The organism is Streptomyces sp. 135 (assembly GCF_020026305.1).
GTDB lineage: Bacteria > Actinomycetota > Actinomycetes > Streptomycetales > Streptomycetaceae > Streptomyces.
On record NZ_CP075691.1, the window covers coordinates 2,149,188 to 2,165,621 of the forward strand.

Sequence of the window (16,434 nt, forward strand, 5' to 3'; positions counted from 1 at the left end):
TGCCCCTTCCGGTGCGGGCCTGGCCGACCCGCTCGCTGCGTCCAACCGGACCCGATCTTTGTCCATGGACCCCGCCGCCCGCCAGAGGTGATCGTGGACGGGCGGTGGGTGAGCGAGAGGACACGATGGACGGGTTCAGGGTCGGCGAGGACGATTTCGAGGTGGACGGGCGGCCGGTGCGGCTGCTCTCCGGCGCGCTGCACTACTTCCGGGTGCACGAGGCGCAGTGGGGGCACCGCCTGGCGATGCTGCGGGCGATGGGGCTCAACTGCGTGGAGACGTACGTCCCGTGGAACCTGCACGAGCCGCGGCCCGGCGGGTACCGCGACGTGTCGGCGCTCGGCCGTTTCCTGGACGCGGCGCACGAGGCGGGGCTGTGGGCGATCGTCAGGCCCGGCCCCTACATCTGCGCGGAGTGGGAGAACGGCGGGCTGCCGCACTGGCTGACGGGGTCCCTGGGGGCACGCGCGCGTACCCGTGACGGGGAGTACCTGGCGCATGTGGAGCGCTGGTTCCACCGGCTGCTGCGGGAGGTCGTGCCGCGTCAGCACGGCGGCGCGGACGGCGGCCCCGTGATCATGGTCCAGGTCGAGAACGAGTACGGGAGCTTTGGCTCGGACCGGGTGTACCTGCGCCGCCTGGTCGATCTGCTGCGCGGCGAGGGGGTGCGGGTGCCGTTGTTCACCTCGGACGGCCCCGAGGACCACATGGTGAGCGGCGGCTCGATCCCGGGGGTCCTGGCGACGGCCAATTTCGGCTCGGGGGCGCGCTCCGGCTTCGGGACGCTGCGCGCGCACCGTCCCAAGGGGCCGCTGATGTGCATGGAGTTCTGGTGCGGCTGGTTCGACCACTGGGGCGCGGATCATGTCGTACGGGACGCGGACGACGCGGCGGCGGCGTTGCGCGAGATCCTGGAGTGCGGGGCGTCGGTGAACCTCTACATGGCGCACGGCGGCACGAACTTCGCGGGCTGGGCTGGGGCCAACCGGGGCGGTGGGGCGCTGCACGACGGGCCGCTGGAGCCGGACGTCACGTCGTACGACTATGACGCGCCGATCGACGAGTCCGGCCGTCCCACGGCGAAGTTCTGGCGTTTCCGGGAGGTCCTCGCCCCGTACGCGACGGAGCCCCTGCCCGAGCCGCCGCCGCCCCCGCCGGTGCTGGGCGCCCCCGCCACGGCGGCGCTCACGGAGTGGGCCTCGCTGGACACGGTCCTGGAGTGCTTCGGCACCCCGGAGGCCGAGCATGCCGTCCCGCCCACCTTCGAGGAGCTCGACGTGGACCGGGGCCTGGTGCGCTACGCCCTGACGGTGCCGGGCCCGCGCCGCCCCTACCGGCTGAGCGTGCGGGGGCTGCGGGACCTGGCGGTCGTGTACGTGGACGGGGAGCGGGCCGGGGTCCTGACCGAGGACGAGCCCGTCCTGGAGGACCCCGTGGCCGGGCACGCGCGCGTGGAGCTGTGGGTGGAGTCGCTGGGCCGGGTCAACTACGGGCCGCGCTCCGGTGAGTCCAAGGGCATCTGCGGGGGTGTCCTGCATGAGCGGCAGTACCTGCACGGGGTGCGGGCGCGGGGTCTGCGGCTGGACGCGTTCGACGTGGCGTCGGCGGTGCGGGCGGTGCCCGTGACCGGTTCCGGGGAGGGGCGGCGGGGCCTGTACCGGGGCACGGTCGAGGTCGGCTCCCCCGGCGACGCGTTCCTCGAACTGCCGGGCTGGACGCGGGGATTCGTCTGGGTGAACGGCTTCAACCTGGGCCGGTACTGGTCGGTCGGCCCGCAGCGGTCGCTGTATGTGCCGGGCCCCGTGCTGCGGGAGGGCGTCAACGAGGTGTGGGTGCTGGAGCTGGAGGGGGCGGCCCCGGGCGCAGCCGTCACGCTGTCCTGAGGCCCGCGAGGGGCCGCCCCGTCCCGCTCAGGCGTCGGTCACGGAGGTCACCTCGAAGGCGTCGAGCACGAACTCGGCCGTGCCGTCGCCGCCGGTCTTGCGCAGGCCCACCCAGGCCTCTCCCTCGGCGGGGGCGGTGAACTCGTAGGTGAGCGTGGTGGGGTCGGTGGCGACGGGCAGTTCCTCGCGGTCGATCTCGCGGGGTGCGGGTTCGTCGACGGCGGTGACCCAGGCGTACTGGCCCGCCTTCTCGTTCTCGTACCGGAAGGAGACGCGGTAGCGCTTGCCCGGCGCGAAGCGGACGGTGTGCGGGACCGTGCGGTAGACGAGGCCGGTGTTCTCGCCGCGTGACTTCAGGGAGTTGCCGCCGTCGATGACGTCGTCGATCGCCTTGCCGTTCCAGCCGCGCTGCGTGTACGGGGCGTGGCGCTGGGCGATGTGGGTGCGCGGGTCGGTGGCGCCGCCCGCGTCGCCCTTGACGAACGGGCCCCAGCCCTGCGGGACGTGTTCGAAGTCCTCGTGGACGAGGGTGGCGCGGGGGCGCTTGGCCGGGCGGTGGGTCGCGGCCACCCGTACGTTGTCGAAGCGCACGCGCGCGTGGCCCGCCGCGGCCCGCAGTGTCAGCTCGGCGGTGCCGCCGCCCTCGGGGACGGTGAAGTACGTGAACATGCGCTGGAAGCGGGTGCCGTGCTTGCGGTCGGCGGCGACGTAGTTGCCGGCGGTGGACGTCTCGGTGAAGTTGGCGGCGGTGACGCCGTCGGCGGTGCGCACCTCCAGGGAGGCCTTGCGCCGCTCCCCCGCTTTCTCGCCGACCTCGACCTGCACGGACGCCACGTACGTACCGGCCCGCAGGCGGGCGAGGCGCTGTCCGACAAAGGCCGCGCCGCCCGCGCCGATGACCAGCTCGTAGTCGCCGAGGGCGCTGCGCTGCACGGAGGCGGGCCCGCTGACCTGCCAGCCCTTCAGGGAGCCGGAGTGGAATCCCGGGTCGTGCAGCGGTGTCCCCTGGCCCCACTTCGGGTCGGGCGGGGCGGCGGCGCGCTCGCGGTAGAGGACGTAGGGCTGCTTCGGCTCGGCCTTGAGGGTGACCTTCTTGCCGTGCACGGGGACGTACGACTCGAAGACCCTGCCCTGGTCGGTGAGCCGGTACAGGGCGACGCGGGAGCGGCCCGCCCACGCGCGCGGGAGGTGCCAGGTGCTGCTGCCGCCGGCGGGGTTGTAGTGGTACAGCTTGGCGGGATCGGTGGCCTTGCGGGGCTCCCAGGGCAGCAGGTAGCGGCCGTCCTCGTAGACGACGTGTCCGTCGGTGGTGATGCGCCGCTTGCCTTCGACGGCGTCGGAGACGGTCGTCCCGGTGGGCCCGAAGAAGGTGATCTCGTGCTCGTCCCATGTCTTGATGGGGTAGGCCTGGAGGTACTTGGCGGGCAGTGAGTGGGTCCAGATGAGGTCGTAGAAGGCGTGCCAGTCGGTCTTGCCGATCCAGCCGGTGAAGTTGCCCATGCGGGCGATGCCGAGGAGGGTCGGCCACTTGTCGGCGAAGACGTCCTTCTGGTGGTTGCGGACGAAGCGGATCAGGCGCGAGTTGATGCCGCGCGAGGTGTCGCCGCCGTAGTCGGTCTCGGTGGCCCAGTGCGACCAGAGCGCCGAGCGTTCGAAGCCGTGGCCCCACTCGGTCGTGAGGTTCCAGCCCTGGTCGCGCAGGGCCCGCTGGAGGCGGTCGGAGGTCCAGCCGGATTCGCGGAAGACGTCGATGTAGAGGGTGTTGAGGGCCGGGTCGGTCTCGGCGCGCAGGTCGGCGAAGCGCTTGATGATGTCCCCGGAGACGAGGTCGCGGCGCTGGTCGATGCGGTAGCTCTGGTCGAGCCAGTCCCACTGCTTGTTGTTCTTGTCGACGAGCTTCTCGGAGAAGGCGTGGGCGACGGGGTAGGACTCGGTGGCGTTGACGTGAACGCCGAAGTCGCTGTGCCACTTCCCGCCCTCGTGGACGAGGGTGTTGAGGTCGTCGAGGCCGCCCGCGCGGGTGTTGTGGTTGCCCGCGTAGTCGGGGTGGGCGGAGTCGTGGCCTTCCGACTGGTAGCCCTTGAGGAGCGTGTACTGGCGCAGCCCGTCGGTGGCGAGGTGGATGCGCTTGACGTCGTCGAGCGTGGCGAGGAAGGGGTTGGTGGCCTGCGAGGCGAAGTTGAACGGGATGTGCGGGACGACCCGCAGATGCTGTTCGTCGGCGCCGAGCGGGGTCACCATGATGTCGCGGAAGGCGGTCGCGGCGTCCTGCCAGTCGACCTTGCCGTCACCGTTGCGGTCGCCGGTGATCACGACGGTGGCGTACGGGAGGGGTTCGGTGGCGTCCACGGGCGCGGTCGCGGCCCGGTGCGTCCACTGTCCCGGGGTCAGCCGCGCCTCCACGCGGCCGCCGGTCCGCACCGTCTCGTGCCACAGCCGGCCGTTGTCCCAGGTGGTGCCCGCCGCGCTGGTCGGTCTGTCGTAGACGGTGTTCGTCTCGATCGCGCCGCCGAGCCGGTCGTGCGCGACGACGGCGTACGCGCAGCCGGTGGGCGCCGCCGCGGGTGTGTCGTTGTCCGGCCGGATCAGGGTGTCGCCGCTCTTGGCCTTGTCCAGCTGCACCTTGGCGGCCAGGAGGGCGGCGCCCGGCTGGTCGTCGCGTACGGCGAGCAGGGCAAGGCCGGGGATCCGCAGGGTGCCGACGCGCAGCGCGTCCGTGTCAGCGATCTTCGTGACGCGCCAGTGGACGTGGCGTCCCTCGACGGCGATCTCGACGTGGATGCGGGTGCCGCCCGCGAAGGCGAGTACGTACGCGATGCGGGCCTTGTCCGCCGAGGCGGTCACCTCGGGTGTGTGCTCGGCCTCGTCGATCAGGACCGTGGTGACGGCGTCCGTGGTGCCGTGCAGGACGGCGCCGCTCGCGCGGTCGGTGTAGGCGATGACGCGCGGGAAGGCGGTGGCGACGCGTACGTCCAGGTGGCGGGAGCGCAGGGTCGCTTCGGGTGCGGCCGGTCCGGCGGGGGCGTCCTTGGCGTACGCGCCGGACCCTGCTCCGAGGGCGGCCCCCACCCCGGCGAGCGCACCGGTGGCGACGACGGCCCTGCGGCTCGGCCCGGACGTGTCTGACGGCAGCATGCGGCATCCCTCCATGGGGCGGAATCGGTGCCGATCACGATGCGCCGGGCGGTGCGGACACGCCTATGGACAAAGGAGGGACAGGTGTTGGACTTAACCGCGAAGGGCGGGGCGCCCACGGTCTCGGGCGCCCCGCACCGCGACAGCCGGACGTCAGAGTCCCGCCGCCGCCTTCTCTATGTCCGCGGCGAACGTCGACACCTCGGTGTAGACGCCGGGGAACTTCGGCCGGGCGCAGCCGTTGCCCCAGCTGACTATGCCGACCTGGATGTACGCGCCGGCCTCGTCCTTGCGGAACATGGGGCCGCCCGAGTCGCCCTGGCAGGTGTCGATGCCGCCCTGGGCGAGGTTGCCCGCGCAGATCTCCTCGCCGGGCGTGAGCTCGCCGCCGTACGCGGCCTTGCAGTCGGCGTCGCTGACGAACGGGACGGTCGCCTTGAGGAGGTAGCGCTGCTGGGCGCCGCCTTCCCGGTCGGCGCCCCAGCCCGCGACGGTGAAGTCGCCCTTGTTGTACGCGGTGGTCTTGGCGATCTTCAGCGTGGGCAGGTCGATGGGCTTGGCCAGCTTGATGAGCGCCCAGTCCTTGCCCTTGCCGTTGTAGCCGGGGGCCTGGAGGACCTTGGTGGACTTCACCTTGATCGCGGCGGAGCTCCTGAGGTCCACGACACCGGCGGTGGCGGTGATGCTGGTGTTGTTGCCGGAGCCGTCCACGCAGTGGGCCGCCGTCAGCACGATGTTCTTGGCGTACAGAGCGCCGCCGCAGCCCATCGACAGCCGGACCATGAACGGGAACTCACCCTGCTTGGCGGGGGTCCCTCCGACGACACGCTCACTCGGCTGGGGGCCCGGGTCGGGCGCGGCGGAGGCGGCCACGGGCTGAAGGCTGAAGGTGGCGAGCGCGATCGCACCGAGGGTGGCGGCTCTCTTGACTCCACGCAGCTTGGTCTTCAATTGTCTTCCCTTCGTGGGGGGTTGATGAGGAAAGCGCGCGCGAGGGCAAGCCCTTGCCGTCCGTTCCAACAGCCCGGATGGCATGAGCCCGACAAAGCGTTGTTGCGGATTATGGAGATCGGTGTCCGCTCAGGACAAGGGGAGGTTTCCGGCCACGCCCCGCCGCGGGGCCCGCTCCCGGGGGCCGCAACGCCCTTACAGTGGAGCCGGGTTCAGTGTCCCGACGGCTGACATCAGGGGGTAGGGACGTGACGGTCGGCGGCGGTCCCGTGCAGCACGGCTACCCCCATCTGGAGACCGTGCGCGCCGCCGTCACCGCGCTCTACAAACGCCTTTCGTACGACACCGTCCACACCTTCGACACCAGCGTCGCCCCCGCCGACGTGGCCTTCGGCGACCAGGACGACCTGCATCTGGGTGCGCAGCGGGTGGCCCGCGAGATGGTGCGGCACCTGCGCCTGCCCGACGCCCGCGTGATCGTCGGCTTCCGCGCGATGGAACACGCCGCCAACGTCGAACTCACCGCGGGGCCCGAGTACTTCGTCGAGCTCAACGACCGCTTCCGCACCCACCGGCGGGACATCGGCGCGGCGCTCGCCCACGAGGTCATGCACGTGTATCTGCACCGGCTCGACCTGTCGTTCCCCGGCACCCGCGACAACGAGATCCTCACCGACACCGCCGCCGCGTACCTCGGCGCCGGCTGGCTGCTCCTGGACGCCTTCCGCGAGGACGGCGTCTCCTCGCAGAAGCTCGGCTACCTCACCCCCGAGGAGTTCGGCTACGTCCTCGCCAAGCGGGCGCTGGCCTTCGGCGAGGCGCCGGAGACGTGGTTCACCAGCGCGCAGGCCTACACGGCGTACACCAAGGGGCTCGCCCAGGCCCGCCGCGACGAGCAGCGGCCGCCGCTGACGGCCGCCGGGTGGGCGGGCAGACGGCGGTACGCGAAGGACCGGCGGTACGCGCGCGAGCACGGGTCGGGCCCGGGGGACGGGACGTACTCGTTCTCGTCCGACGGGCTCGGGGCGCTGCGGGTGTCGTTCCCCTGCCCCACGTGCTGCCAGCGGATCCGCGTACCGGCGCGGGGACGGGTCCGGGCGCGGTGCGCGCTGTGCCGGACGGTCCTGGAGTGCGACGCCTAGGCGTCGCTCATGAGGCGGACCAGTGGCCGGGGCGGGCGAGGGCGTCCGGGAGCTTCGTGCGCTCGTCCCCCCTGGCCGCGTTCACCTGCGTCTGCGTGAGGAAGAGCGCGCCGGTGAGGTCGGCGCCCCGCAGGTCCGTGTCGCGCAGGTCGGCGCCGATCAGGTCGGCGGTCCTCAGGTCGGCGCCGCGCAGGTCGGCGGCGATGAGGCAGGCACCGCGCAGGTTGGCGCCCTTGAGGTCGGCGCCCTTGAGCCGTGCGCCGAAGAGGTCCGCTCCCCTGCGGTCCTTCTTCTTGCCGCCGACACCCTTGCGTACGAGTTCACTGGTGCGCAGGAGGAGGACGTTGACGTCCTCGCGGTGCGCCGCGACGTCGGTCTCGGTGATCGCCTCGGGGGCGCCCCGGGTCAGCGCCTCGGTGCGGGCGAGGCAGGTGCGCAGGTCGGAGCGGATCGGCTTCGTCTGCGGCAGGGTCAGCGCCTCGGTCACGTACCAGAGGAGTTCGTGGAGTTGCCGCATGAGGGGGAAGACCTCGAACATCTGCCGGGCGGTGGCCGGATCCGCGCGCCAGTCACGGCCGCCGAAGGTGTGCTGCGAGACGTGCTGGCCCGCGCCGAAGCAGTCGTACACAGTGCAGCCGCGGAAGCCCTTGTCCCGCAGCTCGCGGTGGATGCCGCAGCGGAAGTCCGCCTGGAGGTTGCCGCACGGCTTGCCCGCGTCCTTGTTCTGCGCGAAGTCCGAGGACGCGGAGAAGGCGAGGGCCACGCAGCACAGTCCGAAGCAGTTGCCGCAGTCGGCGCGCAGGGCGGCGCGGTCGTCTTCGAGCAGGGGCAACGCGACGGGTTCGCGCTCCGGTGGCATCGGGCGGGCTCCTTTGGAACGTCGTACGGTACGGCTCACCATTGTCCGGCAGCGCTACGGGCCGAACCGGGGGTGGGCAGGCCGGGACGGGGCCCGGCCTGCCCGGCGGTGTCACGCGGCGCTGCGGCGGCCTCCTGGGCGCCGCCACCGGAGCGGCGCGCGTGCCGCGGCCCCGGCGCCGCCCCCGGCGGAACCGGAACCGTCGCGGGACTGACCGCCCTGCCCCTGCCGCGGCACCCTGCGCTGCTGTCCGCCCTGGCCGGAGGCAGCCGCGCCGCCACCACCGCCACCACCGCTGCGGGGTCGTCGGCGGCGCTGCGAGGTCTGGGCGGGCTGCTGGGGCTGCGGCGTCTCGATGACCACCGGCACGCCCGAGGGCTCCCGGGCGCCGGTGATGCGTACCAGCTCCTCGTCGGAGGAGGAGATCCGCACCGTGCGGGGGCTGATCTCGGCGTCGGACATCAGCCGCGTCATCTCCCGCTTCTCCTCGGGGAGCACGAGGGTGACGACGCTGCCGGACTCTCCGGCGCGGGCGGTGCGTCCGCCGCGGTGGAGGTAGTCCTTGTGGTCGGCGGGCGGGTCGATGTTCACGACCAGGTCGAGGTCGTCGACGTGGATGCCGCGCGCCGCCACGTTCGTCGCGATCAACGCGGTGACCTGGCCGGTCTTGAACTGGTCCAGGGTGCGGTTTCGCTGCGGCTGCGAGCGTCCGCCGTGCAGGCCGGAGGCGCGGACGCCGTTGGCGAGGAGACGCTTGGTGAAGCGGTCGACGGCGCGCTTGGTGTCCAGGAACATGATCACGCGGCCCTCGCGGGCCGCGATCCGCATGGCGACGGCCTTCTTGTCCGTCTCGTCGGCGACGTAGAGGACGTGGTGCTCCATCGTCGTGACAGCGCCCGCCGACGGGTCGACGGAGTGCACGACGGGGTCGGTCAGGAACATCCGGACGAGCCGGTCGATGTTCTTGTCCAGCGTCGCCGAGAACAGCATGGTCTGGCCGCCCTGCGCGACCTGCTTCAGCAGCGCCGTGACCTGCGGCATGAAGCCCATGTCGGCCATCTGGTCGGCCTCGTCGAGGACCGTGACGCGCACCTGTGAGAGGTCGCAGTCACCGCGCTCGATCAGGTCCTTGAGGCGGCCGGGGGTGGCGACCAGGACCTCGGCGCCGCGGCGCAGCGTCCCGGACTGCCGGGTGATCGACATGCCGCCGACGACGGTGGCCATGCGGAGGTTCACCGACGTCGCGTACGGCGTGAGGGAGTCCGTGACCTGCTGGGCCAGCTCGCGGGTGGGGACGAGGACCATGGCGAGCGGCGACTTGGGCTCGGCGCGGTGCCCGGCGGTGCGGGCGAGGAGCGCGAGGCCGAAGGCGAGGGTCTTGCCGGAGCCGGTGCGGCCGCGGCCGAGGATGTCGCGTCCGGCGAGGGAGTTCGGGAGGGTCGCGGCCTGGATCGGGAAGGGCTCGGTGACGCCCTGGGCGGCCAGCGTCTTCAGGAGGGCCTCGGGCATATCCAGGTCGCCGAAGGCCTCGACGGCGGGCAGCGCGGGCGTGATGCTCTCGGGCAGTGCGAAGTCGCCGCCCTGCGCCGGCTTCGGCTTACGGCTTCCGGGCTTCTTCGCGGAATGTGCGGAGCCCTTCGCCTGGCCGGTCGGCCTGCCCTTTCCGGCTGCGTTCGCGGGCCGCTTGCGGGCGGGTCGTGCCGGGCGTTCGGAGCGGTTCATGCAGTAATGCCTTCCTGGTCGCTGGACTTTCCGGACCGCTGAGCCTGGGGGCGGCTCTGAGCCTGGGTGCGGCTCTGGGCCCGGTAGGGCCCGATGACAGCGCAAGCCGAGGCCCGCACCTTCCGGTGCGGGCCTCGGCTGTGAGGTTCGCGCGCTGCGACGATCAGGCAGGAACGATGTTCTCGGCCTGGAGGCCCTTCTGGCCCTGGGTCACGTCGAAGGAAACCTTCTGGCCCTCGAGGAGCTCACGGAAGCCCGAGGACGCGATGTTGGAGTAGTGGGCGAAGACGTCGGGGCCGCCGCCGTCCTGCTCGATGAAGCCGAAGCCCTTTTCCGAGTTGAACCACTTTACGGTGCCGGTTGCCATGTCAATCTCCTCAACAGGGGCAGTGAATGGAGAATCGCGGAATTGCCAATCTCCAGCGCTGCAATGACCCCCATACCGGAGAGAACCGGAAAAACAATAATGCGCCCTCGGAGCATTCCCGTCAGGCGCACATAAAGTCCATGGGTACCAAAACTGCAACACGTAACTTTAACACGCCCGGCGGAGTCGTTGTTCCCGGGCCGGGGAGACGTGCGCCACCCGTCCCCTTCCCCCTTGGCGAGGACCTCGCTATCTTCCCCGAACAATCGTTTGGTTGGTTCAGGCACCGCACCGCCACCGCCATCACTCCGACCGGAAGGCGGCCCGATGCGCGTCAGCGTCCCACGCACCCGTACGGCGGCTGGACTCGCGATCTCCTCCCTCCTCCTCGGCGCCCTGCCCGCCTGGGCGGCCCACGCCGAACCCTCGCCCCCGCCGTCCCGCCCGGCGGCGACGTCGGCGGCGTACGACAGCGCACGCCACATCCCCCTCCACGGCGCCGTCAACGTACGCGACGTCGGCGGATACCGGACCTACGACGGGGAGCACGTCCGCCGGGGCCAGGTCTTCCGCGCCGACGCCCTGAGCAAACTCACCGACGCCGACCTCGCCACGCTCTCCGGGCTCGGCCTGGCGAAGGTCATCGACTTCCGGGTGCCCGCCGAGGTGCAGTACGACGGGCCGGACCGGCTGCCCGGCGGAGCCACCCCCGTCCCGCGCCCCGTCACCGACAACGGCCTGTTCACCCGGCTCCTCACCGCGATCGGCTCCAAGGACCCGGTCAAGCAGGAGGAGATGCTGGGCAACGGCAGGGCGGCCTCGTTCATGCGGGACGTCTACCGCACCTTCGTCACCGACGCCGCCAACCGCGCACAGTTCGCGGCCACCCTGCGCGACATCGCGGACAGCCGCGCCCCGCTGCTCTACCACTGCACCGCGGGCAAGGACCGCACCGGCTGGACGACGTATCTGCTGCTGCGCCTGGTCGGCGTACCGGACAGGGCGGCCGTGGGCGACTACCTGGCCTCCAACACCTACCGGTCCGCCCACGACGCGAAGGTGCGCGAGGCCCTCGAGCAGGGCGGGCTGATGCGGAACCCGGACCTGATCATCCCGCTCCAGGAGGTGCGGACCGACTACCTGGACACGGCTCTCGACGAGGCCGCGCGGCGGTACGGCGGTCTGGGCGGCTATCTGACCAAGGGGCTGGGCCTCGACGCGGACACGCTCGTGAAGCTGCGCCACCGCATGGTCGGCTAGGCCGCGATCCCGGCCGCCCGGGCCGCCGCGAGCCATGCGGGGAACTCCCCCACCAGCCGGTCGTACAACTCGTCGTCCGGCACGGCCAAGGGGTCGTTCCCGGCGTGGAAGAAGCCCGCGTTGTCGACCGGGCGCTTGGCCGGCACGGCGAGTTCGTCGAGCTTGCGCAGATAGTCGAACTGCTTGCTCGCCGGGTCGCCGAAGCCGATGAACTGCCAGAACAGGGGCAGCTTCGCCGCCTTGCACAGATAGCGCTCGGCGGCGAGCCTGCTGATCGGCCCGCCGTCAGTCTGGAAGATCACCAGGGCGGGCGTCGCGGAGCCGTCGGCGTGTGCAGCGTGGTCGAGGTAGTGGTCGATGACGGCGTCCATCGCCAGGTGGTAGCTGGTCTTCCCCATGTGTCCGAGCCCGGCCACGATGGCGTCGATCCGGCCGCGGTGGTCGTCGAGCGCGATCTCCGTCACCGCGTCGATGTCCGTGGAGAAGAAGACGGTGGGCACCCTCCCGTCGTCGTCGAGGTGCGCGCAGAGGCCGAGCACCCGGTCGGCGAGGGCCTGGACGCTGCCGTCCCGGTAGTACGGCCGCATGGATCCGGAGTAGTCGACGACGAGGTAGACCGCCGCCCGGGCGCCCTCCAGGCCGTGCTTGCGCAAGGACACCCCGGCGCTCTTGTAGAGGCTGACCAGCGCGGGCGCCGAGTCCTCCACCTTGCGCAGACTGATCGCGGGACCCATGCGCCGCTCCGTTCCTCCGTGCGGGACCGCCACCGTGCCGGTCCGTCAGCGGCCGAGGGTACGCGCCGTTCCCGGCTTCCGTCCGGGGCAGGAACCCTTCTCCCTTGCACATATGACTGCTAGACCTATGCGGCATGGGCTCACGGGAGATCTCGTACGGGCTGGACGGCAGGACGGTTCTGATCACCGGGGCGGCGCGCGGGCAGGGCGCGGCGGAGGCGCGGCTGTTCGCCGAGGCCGGGGCGCGGGTCGTGGTCACGGACGTACGGGTGGAGGAGGGGCGCGAGGTCGCCGCGTCCCTGGGCGGGCATGGGGAGTTCGTACGTCATGACGTGACGGACGCGCGGAGCTGGGCGGCGGCCGTGGCGCGCGCCCTCGACGTCTTCGGGCGGCTCGACGCCCTGGTGAACAACGCCGCGCTGTGGCGCACGGCCTCCGTGGAGGAGGAGACGTACGAGAACTTCGAGGCGCTGCTCCGCGTCAATCTGCTGGGGCCGTTCCTCGGTATCCAGGCGGTGCTGCCCGCGCTGAAGGAGGCGGGCGGGGGTTCGATCGTGAACGTCTCGTCGACGGCGGGGCTGGTCGGCATCCCGGGTCACGCGGCGTACGGCTCGACGAAGTTCGGGCTGCGGGGCCTGACCCGGTCCTCGGCGCTTGACCTCGCGCGGTACGGGGTCCGGGTCAACTCGGTGCATCCGGGGGCGGTCGACACCCCGATGATCGCCGCGACCTCCGCCGGGCGGGACTGGTCGCATCTGCCGCTCGGCAGGATGGGCCGCCCGGAGGAGGTCGGCGAGGTGGTGCTGTTCCTGGCGTCGGACGCGTCGTCGTACGTCACGGGCGCGGAGTTCGCTGTGGACGGCGGCTCGACGACGGGGTGACGGCGCCCCGGCCTTCCACCCGTCCAGCAGTTCGAAGGCCCGCGCGAACGCCCGGCTCAGCCCTTGACCGCGCCCGCCGCCAGGCCCGAGCCGAGCTTCCGGTGCACGATCACGAAGAAGATCATCACCGGTACCGTGACCAGGGTGGAGCTGGCCATGACCGGGCCCCAGGACGTCGAGTTCTCCCCGAAGAACTGGTAGATGCCGACGGCCGCCGTGTACTTGTCGCTGCCCTTCATGAAGGTGTACGCGAAGACGAACTCGTTCCACGCCGTGATGAAGGCGAAGATCGAGGTGGCGACGAGGCCCGGCGCGACCAGCGGCAGCAGCACCGACCAGAACATCCGCGGCCAGGACGCCCCGTCGATGTACGCGGCCTCCTCGACCTCCTTCGGGACGGTGGCGACGAAGCCGCGCAGCGTCCAGATCGCGAAGGGCAGCGAGAGGGCGATGTAGACGACGCTCAGGCCCAGCAGGGAGTTGAGCATGTCGTAGTCCCGCATCTGGATGAAGAGCGGGATGACCAGGGCCTCCAGCGGCACCATCTGCACGATCAGGATCATGATCAGTACGGAGGTGCGGAAGCGGAACTTGAAGCGTGCCACCGCGATGGCGGCGAAGAGGGAGAGCAGTCCGGCCGCGACGATCGTGGCGAGGCCGACGAGCGCCGAGTTCAGCAGGTACGTACCGAAGTTGCCCTTGTCGAAGACGAATTCGAAGTGTTCGAGACTGATGCCGCTGGGCAGCACGTCCGAGCCGCGGGTGAGCGCCTTCGGGTCGAGCGCGGTGGAGATCATCCAGTAGACGGGGAAGAGGGTGAAGACGAGGAGCGCGGCGACGGCAACCGGTAGGCCGATGCGGCTCGCGAGCGTGGTGCGGGTGTGGGTACGCGTGCGGGCGGTCACAGGTCCTCCTCCCCTTGCCGGAAGAGCGTACGGATGTAGACGACGGTGATGATCAGGAGCAGCACGGTGAGCAGCACCGCGGCCGCCGCGCCCGCGCCGTAGTCGTTCTTGGCGAAGGCCTCGATGTAGGAGTAGACGCCGAGGTTGTAGACCTCCGGGTTGGAGCCGTCGCCGCCCGGCATCAGATAGATCTGGGTGAAGACCTTGAAGTCCCAGATGGTGGAGAGGATGGTCACCACCAGGAAGACGGGCTTGATCGTCGGCACCGTGATGTTCCAGAACCGCTGCCAGGCGTTCGCGCCGTCCAGCTCTCCCGCCTCGTACAGCTCCTTGGGGATCGTCATGAGTCCCGCGAGGACGGTGATGGCGACGAACGGGAAGCCGTGGTGGATGACGTTGAGGGTGGCGATGGCGTAGAACGGCCCGCGTTCGGTGAACCAGTTGGTGGTCTCGGGGTCGATGAGGCCGATCGAGCCCGCGAGCTGGCTGACCATGCCGTCCTGTGGCTGGAAGAGCCAGATCCAGACGTACGTTCCCGTCACCGCGGGCATGGCCCAGGCGGCGAGGATCGCGATCGAGCAGATCAGTCGCCAGGTCGGCCCGAGACGGTTGAGGAGCAGCGCCACGAGCGTGCCGAGGGCGACGGTCAGGCCGACGCAGGCGATGGCGAAGAAGACGGTGTTGGGCAGGACGGTCTGCCACAGCAGGTCGCTGCCGAGCAGGTCACTGTAGTGGTCGAAGCCGGTGAACGTGCCGGTGCCGCCGCCGAACTTGACCTCGTAGTCCTGGAGGGAGAGCTTGCCGACCTGGATCAGCGGCCAGAGCAGGAGTCCCGCGAGGACGAGGAGGGAGGGGGTGAGGAGGAGCCAGGGGCGGGTGAGGGTGATCAGTTTCTTGCGGCGGCGGGCGGCCTCGGCGCCGCCGTCGGGCGACGGGGGCTCGCGGCGGACCGGTGCCTCCGGTCCGCCGCCGCCGACGAGCGTGTCCTTCACGACAGTCGCGTCCTTCACAGTCGCGTCGCGTCCTTCACAGTCGTGCCTTTCACGGTGCCGAACTCGCCCTGGTCACTTGTCCTTGGCGAAGATGGCGTCCATGTCGTCGGCGGCCTTGTCCGCGGCTTCCTGGACGGACGCCTTTCCGGTGAGGATCGACTGGACCATGCGCGGGATGACCTTCGACGCCTGGATCTCGCCGTACGCCTTGGTCTTGGGGACCGTGGCGCCGGCCTCCAGCATCTGCTTGGCGAACGGCTCGACCAGCGGGTCCTTCTTCGCCGCGATCTTCTCCAGCTCGGAGTTCTGGCCGGGGAAGTAGTTCGTCTGCTCGGCCCACTTGGCGGCGAACTCGCCGGTGGTCAGCATCTTCACGAACTCCCAGGCGAGTTCCTTCTTGTCCGTGTCGAACGTGGACAGGTAAGAGCCGCCGAGGAAGGACTTGCTCATGCCGCCGTTCTGGCCCGGGAGCGGCACGGCGCCGAGCTTGCCCTTGAGGGACGGGTTCTTGTCGACGATCGCCTTCGGGGTCCAGTTGCCGCCGATGGACATCCCGATCTCGCTCTTGTTCCAGGCCTCGCCGACCTCCTTCTCCGTCCAGGTGCTGACCTTGGCCGGGGAGACCTTGTCCTTGGTGGCGAGGTCCGTGTAGAACTCGATGCCCTTGACGGCCTCGGGCGAGTTGATGCCGGACTTCCACGAGCCGCCGGACTCGGTGGCCAGTTCGCCGCCGGCGCCCCAGACGAAGGGGGCGGCGAACATCTCCGCGCCGCCCGCCACCGGGAAGGCGACCAGGTTCGGTTCCTTCTCCTTGAGCGTCTTCGCGGCCGTCCGCAGCTCCTGCCACGTGGTCGGGGGCTTGATGTCGTGCTTGGCGAAGAGGTCCTTGCGGTAGACGAGCGAGCGGACGCCCGCGTACCAGGGCATGCCGTACTGCTTGCCGTCGAGCGTGCCCGCGTCCTTCAGCCCCTCGACCAGGTCGTCGCCGAGGCCCGACTTCTTCACCTCGTCGGTGACGTCGACGAGCGCGTCGGTCTCGGCGAACTGCGGCACCCAGGTCGTGCCGACCTCGGCCACGTCCGGCACCTGGTCGGGGCCGCCCTCGATGGCGGTGGTGAACTTCTTCTGGGCGGTGGCCCACTGCTGGTACTCGACCTTGATCTTGGCGCCGGTCTTCTTCTCGAAGGCCTCCCCGGCCTCCTTGAAGAAGGGCCGCGCGTCGGGGTTGGTCCCCTCCATGATCCATACGGTGAGGGTCTTGCCCTTGCCGTCGGTGGCCTTGCCGCCGTCGTCACCGTCATCGCCGCCGCACGCCGTGGCGGTCAGTCCGAGACTCATGGCGACAGCAACAGCCGCGATGACCCGTCGCTTCATGCCGGCCCCCTCCAGGTTCCGATTGGTGGGAGCGATTGTGGTCACACACGGTCGAGGCGGTCTAGACCCATTGGGATAAGCGGCCGAACCGTAATGACGGTTGCGGGTGACGCAACATACGCACGTGCCATTGCGCACCATGCAACACACAGGTTACGCCCCGCCCCCGAATGCCACGGCGCCCGCCCAGGTCCGGTCGGGGACGAGGCGGGCGCCGCTCAGTTCCGTA

The 16,434-nt window shown here is 70.8% G+C and carries 13 protein-coding genes; 4 read left to right on the forward strand and 9 right to left on the reverse strand.

What is annotated here, in order from left to right:
• Positions 1–125: 125 nt before the first annotated feature.
• The gene (locus KKZ08_RS09715; protein WP_223778977.1) at positions 126–1,883 is read left to right on the forward strand and encodes a beta-galactosidase family protein; all 1,758 of its coding nucleotides are present in this window, start codon (positions 126–128) and stop codon (positions 1,881–1,883) included.
• Positions 1,884–1,910: 27 nt separating this feature from the next.
• On the opposite strand, the gene KKZ08_RS09720 is transcribed toward KKZ08_RS09715, so the two are convergent.
• Together KKZ08_RS09720 and KKZ08_RS09725 are read right to left on the reverse strand one after the other, a co-directional pair.
• Positions 1,911–5,018 (reverse strand): endo-alpha-N-acetylgalactosaminidase family protein, encoded by a 3,108-nt coding sequence (locus KKZ08_RS09720; protein ID WP_223774067.1) that lies wholly within the window; start codon positions 5,016–5,018, stop codon positions 1,911–1,913.
• A gap of 153 nt (positions 5,019–5,171) precedes the next feature.
• A complete protein-coding gene (locus KKZ08_RS09725; RefSeq protein WP_223774068.1) occupies positions 5,172–5,969 on the reverse strand; it encodes a serine protease in 798 nt (265 codons plus the stop codon).
• A 248-nt stretch (positions 5,970–6,217) separates the two neighbouring features.
• On the opposite strand from KKZ08_RS09725, the gene KKZ08_RS09730 reads away from it, so the two are divergent.
• Positions 6,218–7,111 carry a hypothetical protein gene (locus KKZ08_RS09730; protein ID WP_223774069.1) on the forward strand — a complete coding sequence of 298 codons (894 nt, stop codon included), beginning with the start codon at positions 6,218–6,220 and terminating at the stop codon, positions 7,109–7,111.
• A 7-nt stretch (positions 7,112–7,118) separates the two neighbouring features.
• Here the strand turns inward: KKZ08_RS09730 and KKZ08_RS09735 are convergent, their stop codons facing one another.
• The 3 genes from KKZ08_RS09735 to KKZ08_RS09745 all read right to left on the reverse strand — a co-directional run bounded on the left by KKZ08_RS09735 (position 7,119) and on the right by KKZ08_RS09745 (position 10,059).
• Positions 7,119–7,970, reverse strand: coding sequence for a pentapeptide repeat-containing protein (locus tag KKZ08_RS09735; protein ID WP_223774070.1), 852 nt, complete (start codon positions 7,968–7,970; stop codon positions 7,119–7,121).
• Between the two features lie 111 nt (positions 7,971–8,081).
• Complete coding sequence (locus KKZ08_RS09740) at positions 8,082–9,692, reverse strand: DEAD/DEAH box helicase (RefSeq protein ID WP_223774071.1); 1,611 nt, start codon at positions 9,690–9,692, stop codon at positions 8,082–8,084.
• A gap of 163 nt (positions 9,693–9,855) precedes the next feature.
• Positions 9,856–10,059, reverse strand: coding sequence for a cold-shock protein (locus KKZ08_RS09745; RefSeq protein ID WP_037661310.1), 204 nt, complete (start codon positions 10,057–10,059; stop codon positions 9,856–9,858).
• 327 nt (positions 10,060–10,386) lie between these two features.
• Between KKZ08_RS09745 and KKZ08_RS09750 the strand changes: the two genes are divergently transcribed.
• On the forward strand, positions 10,387–11,319 hold the full coding sequence (locus KKZ08_RS09750) for a tyrosine-protein phosphatase (RefSeq protein ID WP_223774072.1): 933 nt from the start codon (positions 10,387–10,389) through the stop codon (positions 11,317–11,319).
• Here KKZ08_RS09750 and KKZ08_RS09755 read toward each other — a convergent pair.
• Positions 11,316–12,053: a VWA domain-containing protein gene (locus KKZ08_RS09755; protein WP_223774073.1), complete on the reverse strand. Its 738-nt coding sequence runs from the start codon at positions 12,051–12,053 to the stop codon at positions 11,316–11,318. The two genes, KKZ08_RS09750 and KKZ08_RS09755, sit on opposite strands and share 4 nt — an antisense overlap.
• A 134-nt stretch (positions 12,054–12,187) precedes the next feature.
• Between KKZ08_RS09755 and KKZ08_RS09760 the strand changes: the two genes are divergently transcribed.
• Entirely contained in the window at positions 12,188–12,934 is a 747-nt protein-coding gene (locus tag KKZ08_RS09760; RefSeq protein WP_223774074.1) for a glucose 1-dehydrogenase, read from the forward strand.
• Between the two features lie 56 nt (positions 12,935–12,990).
• Here the strand turns inward: KKZ08_RS09760 and KKZ08_RS09765 are convergent, their stop codons facing one another.
• From KKZ08_RS09765 to KKZ08_RS09775, 3 genes are read right to left on the reverse strand one after another with little or no spacing between them, the layout of a single operon-like run.
• A complete protein-coding gene (locus tag KKZ08_RS09765) occupies positions 12,991–13,839 on the reverse strand; it encodes a carbohydrate ABC transporter permease (RefSeq protein ID WP_223774075.1) in 849 nt (282 codons plus the stop codon).
• Positions 13,836–14,849 carry a sugar ABC transporter permease gene (locus tag KKZ08_RS09770; RefSeq protein WP_223774076.1) on the reverse strand — a complete coding sequence of 338 codons (1,014 nt, stop codon included), beginning with the start codon at positions 14,847–14,849 and terminating at the stop codon, positions 13,836–13,838. Before KKZ08_RS09770 ends, KKZ08_RS09765 begins: the two co-directional genes overlap by 4 nt.
• 54 nt (positions 14,850–14,903) lie before the next feature.
• Positions 14,904–16,205: a sugar ABC transporter substrate-binding protein gene (locus KKZ08_RS09775; RefSeq protein ID WP_223774077.1), complete on the reverse strand. Its 1,302-nt coding sequence runs from the start codon at positions 16,203–16,205 to the stop codon at positions 14,904–14,906.
• Between the last annotated feature and the right edge of the window lie 229 nt (positions 16,206–16,434).